Origin of the sequence: Streptomyces sp. NRRL B-24085, assembly GCF_001282115.1 — a bacterium.
GTDB lineage: Bacteria > Actinomycetota > Actinomycetes > Streptomycetales > Streptomycetaceae > Streptomyces.
This window is the reverse complement of the sequence record NZ_LJBR01000662.1, coordinates 1-1,266: the sequence shown is the minus strand read 5'-3', so window position 1 is coordinate 1,266 and position 1,266 is coordinate 1. Positions and strand designations below refer to the sequence as shown.

General features: G+C 74.5%; 2 protein-coding genes. One reads left to right on the top strand and one right to left on the bottom strand.

What is annotated here, in order from left to right; translation table 11 throughout:
* The coding region (locus tag AOJ26_RS40975) for a helix-turn-helix domain-containing protein (RefSeq protein ID WP_159044542.1) at nucleotides 1-475 on the bottom strand (475 nt) is incomplete at its 3' end.
* Between the two features lie 177 nt (nucleotides 476-652).
* Here AOJ26_RS40975 and AOJ26_RS40970 point away from each other — a divergent pair.
* A complete protein-coding gene (locus tag AOJ26_RS40970) occupies nucleotides 653-1,108 on the top strand; it encodes a carboxymuconolactone decarboxylase family protein (protein WP_053853392.1) in 456 nt (151 codons plus the stop codon).
* The last annotated feature ends 158 nt before the right edge of the window (nucleotides 1,109-1,266 follow it).

Here is a 1,266-nt window from a genome sequence, read left to right as displayed (position 1 = left end):
GGTGCGCCGCGTGCACGGCCAGGCAGGTCTTGCCGACGCCGGCCATGCCGTCCACGGCGATCACCCGGCTGTCGGCCACACCGTCGAGCACGGCCGCGAGCTGTGCGGCACGGCCGGTGAAGTCGGGCACGTCGCGCGGGAGGTCGTTGCGGGGCGCGCGCGGGGTCCCGGCGGGCGGCGCCGGCGGGGGGACCTGGCGGCTGGTCTTCGGCGGTGCCGGCAGGGGGTTGGAGGCCCGCTCCCACAGGGGGCGCAGCGGGCGGGGGTCACGCCGGACGAGGCGGCACAGGGCGATCACCGCGGGCCAGGGTGGGACCGTCTGCCCGCTGAGGTACCGGGACAGGGACGACGAGCTGAGGCCGGCGTCGCGCGCGAGGGCCCGTACGCCCCGCCGGGACAGCTCCTGGAGCAGCCGTAGGCGGTCCGCGAGTTCCTCGCGCGGGTCTCCGTCCCGGGTCCTGTCGTGCTCAACCACTGTTCCCCGCCCCCTGTCCCGCCCCGGCAGAACTCCTCCGGGTCGGATCGTGCCTGCTCACGGCCGTTTCGGCTGTCCCACGGTGTCCCACGACCGTCGTGCTGACAAGCCCTTCCGGCTGAGATGGAACCACACCCCGCCGCTGCGGGGCCCAGCCCGACAGAGGAGCGATCGACGATGCAGTCCCGTATGCAGAACCCCGCCGTCGTACTGTCCGACGCGATGCAGCCCATCCAGCAGCTCATGAAGGCCGTGCACTCCGGTGGGGTCGACGGGCAGACGCTCGAGCTGGTGCATCTGCGGGTCAGTCAGATCAACGGGTGCAGCGCGTGTGTCGACGGCGGTGCCCGGACGGCCCGCAAGGCAGGGGTGAGCGACGAGCGGCTGGCCACGGTCGCCGCATGGCGGGAGGCCCCCTACTTCTCCGAGGAGGAGCGGGCGGCGCTCGCGCTGGCCGAGGCGGCGACCCGCCTCGCCGACCGCCCCGACGCGGTGGGCGACGACGTGTGGGACACCGCCGCCACCTACTTCGACGAGAAGCAGCTCGCCGCGCTCGTCCTGATGGTGGGCGTCACGAACCTGTTCAACCGGCTCAACGCCACGACCCGCCAGATCGCCGGCGCCTGGGGCTGAACGCCCCGGCCCGGGCCGCGTACGCGACACCGCGACCAGGGATCGGGATAGGGCCAGGGGGCAAGGGCCCCGGGTCACGAGGCCTGAGTCAAGGGCCCGGGGCCAGGAGGCCGGGGGTCAGGGGCCCAAGGCCCGAGGTCGGGGCCAAGGTCCCGGGG

Bases quoted from the DNA above. Each gene is read 5' to 3' on its own strand.
- AOJ26_RS40970 (WP_053853392.1), top strand. From the start codon at position 653: ATGCAGTCCCGTATGCAGAACCCCGCCGTCGTACTGTCCGACGCGATG.